This is a genomic window from Hyphomonas sp. (genome assembly GCF_040882205.1).
Lineage (GTDB): Bacteria > Pseudomonadota > Alphaproteobacteria > Caulobacterales > Hyphomonadaceae > Hyphomonas.
Map to the genome: position 1 here is coordinate 1 of NZ_JBBEBT010000100.1, position 6,020 is coordinate 6,020.

At 65.0% G+C, this 6,020-nt stretch carries 7 protein-coding genes; 4 read left to right on the forward strand and 3 right to left on the reverse strand.

Annotation, left to right across the window (positions count from 1 at the left end; translation table 11 throughout):
* A partial coding sequence (locus tag WEA77_RS04140) for a sulfotransferase (protein ID WP_368066601.1) occupies nucleotides 1–240 on the forward strand: 240 nt, incomplete at its 5' end.
* 12 nt (nucleotides 241–252) lie between these two features.
* On the opposite strand, the gene WEA77_RS04145 is transcribed toward WEA77_RS04140, so the two are convergent.
* The 3 genes from WEA77_RS04145 to WEA77_RS04155 form a co-directional block, all read right to left on the reverse strand.
* Complete coding sequence (locus tag WEA77_RS04145; RefSeq protein ID WP_368066602.1) at nucleotides 253–1,425, reverse strand: acyl-CoA dehydrogenase family protein; 1,173 nt, start codon at nucleotides 1,423–1,425, stop codon at nucleotides 253–255.
* Nucleotides 1,426–1,482: 57 nt separating this feature from the next.
* Nucleotides 1,483–2,634, reverse strand: a complete 1,152-nt coding sequence (locus WEA77_RS04150) for an FAD-dependent oxidoreductase (protein WP_368066603.1) — start codon at nucleotides 2,632–2,634, stop codon at nucleotides 1,483–1,485.
* A gap of 65 nt (nucleotides 2,635–2,699) precedes the next feature.
* Entirely contained in the window at nucleotides 2,700–2,945 is a 246-nt protein-coding gene (locus tag WEA77_RS04155; RefSeq protein ID WP_368066605.1) for a hypothetical protein, read from the reverse strand.
* A gap of 249 nt (nucleotides 2,946–3,194) precedes the next feature.
* On the opposite strand from WEA77_RS04155, the gene WEA77_RS04160 reads away from it, so the two are divergent.
* From WEA77_RS04160 to WEA77_RS04170, 3 genes are all read left to right on the forward strand, one after another.
* Nucleotides 3,195–4,265 (forward strand): extracellular solute-binding protein, encoded by a 1,071-nt coding sequence (locus WEA77_RS04160; protein ID WP_368066606.1) that lies wholly within the window; start codon nucleotides 3,195–3,197, stop codon nucleotides 4,263–4,265.
* Nucleotides 4,256–5,866, forward strand: a complete 1,611-nt coding sequence (locus WEA77_RS04165) for an ABC transporter permease (protein ID WP_368066607.1) — start codon at nucleotides 4,256–4,258, stop codon at nucleotides 5,864–5,866. Before WEA77_RS04160 ends, WEA77_RS04165 begins: the two co-directional genes overlap by 10 nt.
* Nucleotides 5,863–6,020 (forward strand): ATP-binding cassette domain-containing protein (locus tag WEA77_RS04170; RefSeq protein WP_368066608.1); only part of this gene is annotated, 158 nt, incomplete at its 3' end. The genes WEA77_RS04165 and WEA77_RS04170, both read left to right, overlap by 4 nt.

A 6,020-nucleotide genomic window follows, 5' to 3' on the forward strand; every position in this document is an offset into this window, starting at 1 on the left:
GGTCATCGACCGCAGCCTTGGGGGCGTAGCGACAAGGAAGGCGTCATCGCGGCTTTCCGAGCGCAGGAAGCCGCTGTAATAGCCGAAATACCGGCGAGCCGCCTGCTCGTTCATCAGGCCAAGGACGGTTGGGAGCCGCTCTGCGCCTTTCTAGAGGTGCAGGTTGCGGCGACGAGCTACCCGCGCACCAACAGCAAGGAAGAATTCTTCGAGCTGATGAAGGGCGCGGACAAGGCCTGAGCCGCATCCGGATCAGTAACTCTTCGGCAGCCCCAGCACGCGTTCAGCGATAAAGTTCAGGATCATTTCGCGGCTGACCGGCGCAATCCGCGCCAGCATGGCTTCGCGCATCATCCGCTCGACATGGTATTCCTTCGCGTATCCCATGCCCCCATGCGTCAACACGGCCGTCTCGCAGGCTGTAAAGCCGGCTTCGGTGCCGAGATACTTCGCTGCGTTGGCTTCGGCGCCGCAGTCCTCACCGGCATCGTAGAGCGCGGCCGCCTTGTAGGCGAGCATTTCGGCCGCCGAAAGCTCCGCCCACGAACGGGCAAGCGGATGCTGGATGCCCTGGTTCTGGCCTATCGGACGGCCAAAAACGACACGCTCTTTCGCATAGCGCGCCGCGCGCTCCAGAGCCGCAAAGCCAAGTCCGACGGACTCGACCGCGAACAGAACACGCTCCGGGTTCAGGCCTTGCAGAAGGTATTTAAAACCCGCGCCTTCCTCGCCGATCAGGTGTTCCTTCGGCACTTCCAGGCCATCAATGAACAGTGTGTTGCACTCCACCGCTTTGCGACCCATTTTCGGGATCGGGTTTGCCTCGATCTTGCCCCGGTCAAGGTCGGTATAGAACAGCGACAGGCCAAGATGCGGCTTGGAACACTGGTCCTTCGGCGTGGTGCGCGCGATGATCAGGATCTTGTCCGCACGCTGAGCACCGGTCGTCCAGATCTTCCGGCCATTGATGACATAGCCCTTGTTGGTACGTTCGGCCTTCGTCTCGAGGCTGGACGTGTCGAGACCCGAGTTCGGCTCGGTCACGGCAAAGCACATCTTCTCCTCGCCGGAGATGATCTTCGGCAGGTTCTCGCGCTTCAGTTCCGGGTTGCCGAACTTCTCCAGCGGCTTAGGGCCGAAGATGTTGAGGTGGATTGCCGAGGCGCCGGAAAAGCCCGCGCCGGTGCGGGTGACCGTCTGCATCATTATTGATGCTTCGGTCAGCCCGAGCCCGGCGCCGCCATACTCCTCCGGAAAGGCGATGCCCATCCATCCGCCCTTGGCCATCGCTGCGCAGAATTCTTCCGGCCAATCGCCCGTCTCGTCCGTCCTGAGCCAGTAGGCGTCGTCGAACGGCTCCAGAGTTTTCGAAACCGCATCGCGGATCGCCTGCTGGTCTTCGGTCATCGGCTGGATCACATGCATACACGGGCACTCCTCTTGCAGGCGAGACTTAAGGCGGCCCCTGCGGCGCGTCCAGCGTCAGGCCGTCGCGCCATAGGCCCGGCGGGTCGTGAACGTTGCGGCAAGTTCACCCTGCGGCGCGCCGAGCAGCGCATCGGCGATGATCTGCGCCGTGACCGGCGCGAGCAGGATGCCGTTACGGTAATGACCGGCGGCGACAAACAGGCCCGGCGTCACGGTCTCCCCAATGAAGGGCGCCTGGTCGGGCGTTCCCGGGCGCACCCCAGCCCAGCTCTCGGCGACCGGCGCATTCGCGAGGCCGGGGCACAGGCGTACACCCTCGCGGCGCAGCGCTTCGATAACCCCGGCCTCCGGTACCTCGATCACGCGGTCCGGCTCAACCGTCGCACCGATCACCACCTGTCCGCCGCGCGGTACCAGATAGACATGACCCGAGCGCACGACCCGCTGCGGCGCGCCTGCGGTCGCGGCCACCGACAACATCTGCCCGCCATGGCAGTCGATATCGTCCAGCGCCGCATCCCAGTTCGTGAGACTGTAGAGTTCGCCGCGTTCCTTCACCTTGATGATGGACGTCTCCCAGCCCGCCGCTGCGAGCATTGCGTCATGACCGTCAAGAGAGACCCGCCCCGCTTCGGATTTCAACAGCGCCGGACCGGACACAAAGTCCACGTTTGCGCTGGCGCGCAGCACAGTCAGCAGCGCCGACACAGTCCGGCGATTATGCACGCGCAAATCGGTCGGCAACTCGAGGCCGCCCAGCACCGCCCGGCTGATCGCCGGCTCAAGTTCGCAGATCGCGTCCGCGCCCAGTACAAGGTGATCAATTCCCGCCGAGCTGAGGGTTCCGGCAATCTGCGACAGGCGCGCCATTTCGCGGGCGTCGAGCGCGGCCGCAAGGGACGGCGTCCGGTCAAAGCCCACCGGCTCACCGGCACGCGCCGAAAGGTCTTGCGCAAATGCCGGCCAGAGCGCCGCGCTCGCGAGGCAAAGGTCAAACAGCTGTGGATGCACGCCCGGCTCGGCGGCGGCTTCGAAAGCCGGCGCCAGCATTCCGGCCGCCGCCCAGCTCGCCCCGCGTCCGGGCGCCCGCACGTCATGGAGGGTCACCCGCGCGCCCCGGCGCATGGCCAACTCATACGCCGCCGACAGCCCAATGATGCCAGCGCCGAGAACCGCTATGCGGGGACGGGAGGAGACAAATGTCATGCCGAATTCGCCTTCCGGCGGGGTTTAGGACGCCCCGGGCGCACATTCAACCGATGGCGGACAATTCAGTTGAGGCCGCGAAAGGCAACCCAGAACGTGCTGAACGCGTCTGCCAGTTCGTGCTGCTGGAAAATGATCTGCTTCAGGCGCTCGCCGCCGGGCCCGAAAACCGTGCGCACCATCAGGTCCAGGTCGAACGCATCGCTGCGCACATCGCTGTCATGCAGGGAAACGAATGAATCGATGGCAGCGGACAGACGCGCATTCTCGTCTTCGCTGTGCAGTTCGACATCCAGAATGAATTCCGTCATCGCACTTTCCTCACCCGTAAACAAAGGATTAACAGACTAATATGTGTAATAGAAGCGATTTCGCACCTGCAACATTGCAAGGTTGGGACATTCGTCCAACGCGCGAGCGGATTGTGCAAGAAACAGGTCAGGTTCCGTTTATGGTAAACGGCCGGTTTACCCTGATCGCGTCCAAAAGGTCGCGTCATGCCCCGGTTGCGATTCATTCTCATATGTGGTTGGGATCATCCGCATACTCAGGAGCCACAGATGCCCAGATTTTCGCTCGCGATCCTGTCCGTCGCCGTCCTTGCCGCCTGCGGCCAGCCCGAAACGCATTCCCCGGCAGAAGGCGCAGCCGCCCCGGCAACCGAAGAAGCCCGGCCTTCCGGCCAGGCGCTCAACATCTATTCCGCGCGCCACTATGATTCCGACAAGGCGATGTATGCGAAGTTCGAGGAACTTTCCGGCATCAGGGTGAACGTGCGCGAATCCGGCGCGCCGGAGCTGCTCGAAACCATGAAGGCTGAAGGCGCTGACAGCCCTGCCGACGTGATCATCGTATCGGATGCTGGCGCGCTCTACCGCTTCCAGACCGAAGGCTTCACGCAAGGCGTTCAGTCCGACAAGCTTGAAGCCGCCATCCCGGCGCAGCTGCGCGAGAAGGACGGCCACTGGTTCGGCCTCTCCAAACGCGCGCGGATCGTCGTTTATGATCCGCAGATGCTGCCCACCGAGGAGGTCGACACGTATGGCGACCTTGCAGACGAGCGCCTGAAGGGTGAGCTTTGCGTGCGCTCCAGCACCAATGTTTACAACCTCTCCCTCCTCAGCGAGTTTATCAGCCGCAATGGCAGCGAGGCCGCAGAGGCCTGGGCCAGGGGCGTTGCTGGCAACTTCGCGCGCCCGCCGGAAGGCGGAGACACGGCGCAGATCCAGGCCGTCGCCGCCGGTCAGTGCGCCGCCGCAATCGTCAATCACTATTACTGGGTGCGCCTCGCCACCGGCACGACCGAAGAACGCCTCGCCGCCGCCAAGACCTCGATCTCGTTCCCGGATCAGGACACCACCGGCACGCACGTGAACATCAGCGGCGCGGCCGTGTCCTCCACGTCGAAATCGCCCGAACTGGCGCTACAGTTCATCGAGTTCCTCGCCTCACCCGAGGGCCAGAGGATGCTGACGTCCGAGACAAAGGAATTCCCGGTCGTCGCGGGTGTTGCCTATCCGGAAGGCCTCGAACTGCTACCGGGCTTCAAGCAGAGCGATTTCCCGCTGTCCGAACTCGGCGCTCACCAGGGCGAAGCGCAGGCGATCTTCGACCGGGCCGGATGGAACTGAGGGCACCTGCCTTTTCAGGCCCGGCATTCCGCCAGCTCCCGGCCCTGTTCGCCGGGCTCGTCATTGCCTTGCCGGTGGCCGTTGTCCTGATCACCGGTCTGGTCGATGGCGGCGGCGCAGCCTGGACGCACATCCGGGAAACCCTGCTGCTGCGCTATCTTGCGGGCACGGTGTCGGTCCTGTCGCTGACGGCGATCCTCTGCCTGCTGATGGCCGTTCCGGCCGCGTGGCTCGTCTCCATGTTCCGTTTCCCCGGGCGCGGCATGTTCGAGTGGATGCTGGTGCTGCCACTCGCTGCGCCGGGCTATGTGCTCGCCTATGCCTGGAGTGACCTTGCCGGCGTCGCGGGCCCGCTGCAGTCTGCCCTGCGCGAAGCTACCAGCTGGTCGGCGCGCGACTACTGGTTCCCGGACATAAGTTCCCTGCCCGGACTATCCTTCGTGCTCGCCTGCACCCTCTATCCGTATGTCTACCTTACGGCCCGCGCGGCCTTCATCTCCCAATCGGTCTGCACCCTCGAAGCAGCGCGCAGCCTCGGCGCCGGCGCGGCGCGCACCTTCTGGTCTGTCGCCCTGCCGGCCGCCCGGCCAGCGATCGCCGCCGGGCTTGCCCTCGCCCTCATGGAAGCGGCGGCGGACTACGGTGCCGCTGAATTCCTCGGTGTTCCGACGCTCACCTTCGGCATCGTGCGGGCCTGGAAAAGCTTTGGCGAACCGGCCGCTGCGGCCCGTCTGGCCTTGGTGCTGCTGGCCATTGTGCTCACCTTCATCATTGTCGAACGAAAAGCCCGCGGGCGCGCCGGAACGCAGCAGAGTTCGATCCGCTGGCGCCGGATTTCGCGCGTCACGTTACGCGGCCCGGCAGCGTTTGGCGCGGCGGCGCTTTGCACATCGCTCTTCACGCTGGCCTTTGTCCTGCCAGTCGGCCGTCTCGTCTGGCTTAGCCTGGAAACCGGCACCCGAAGCGCGCCGGTCTCCGATGCGCTCGTCAATTCGCTGCTGCTGGCAGGTACGGGCGCCGCGCTGGCTTTCGTCCTTGCCCTGATCATTGCACTTACCATACGGGCGAAGGGACCATTGGCGACCTTTGCCCGGATCGCGGCTTCTTCAGGCTATGCGATTCCCGGGGCCGTCCTGGCGCTTGGCGCCCTCGCTGTCATCAGCGCGCTGCCCGTCACGCTTTCGGGCGCCCTGGCCCTCGCCGCGCTCGCCTGGGTTTACGCCGTGCGTTTCACCGCGGCAGGAACAGAACCGATGGCCGCTGCCCTCGCCCGCACGCCTGCCTCCATCGGCCATGCTGCGCAGAGCCTCGGCGCCTCCCCTCTGCGGCGCACCTTTGAAGTGGACATTCCAGTCGCCATGTCGGGCGCTGCGGCGGGCGCACTCGTGCTGTTCGTCGAGGCGCTGAAGGAGCTCCCGGCCACATTGATGCTGCGCCCCTTCAATTGGGACACCCTCTCGGTGCGCGCGCATGCTTATGCCAGCGATGAACGCCTCGCCGCAGCGGCCCTGCCTGCCCTGCTGATCACGCTCGCGGGCCTCCTGCCGGTTATTCTGCTCTCCTGGCAGATCTCGCGCGCCCGCCCCGGAGGCGCCGCATGAACCGGACGCTCGAAGCAAGTGGCGTAACCCGCCGCTACGGCGCCCGGGCGGTCGTCGGAAATGTCTCCCTCTCGCTGGGCCCGGGAGAGATCACCGCGCTGCTCGGCGGCTCCGGCGCGGGCAAATCCACACTGCTGCGCTTGTTGGCAGGCCT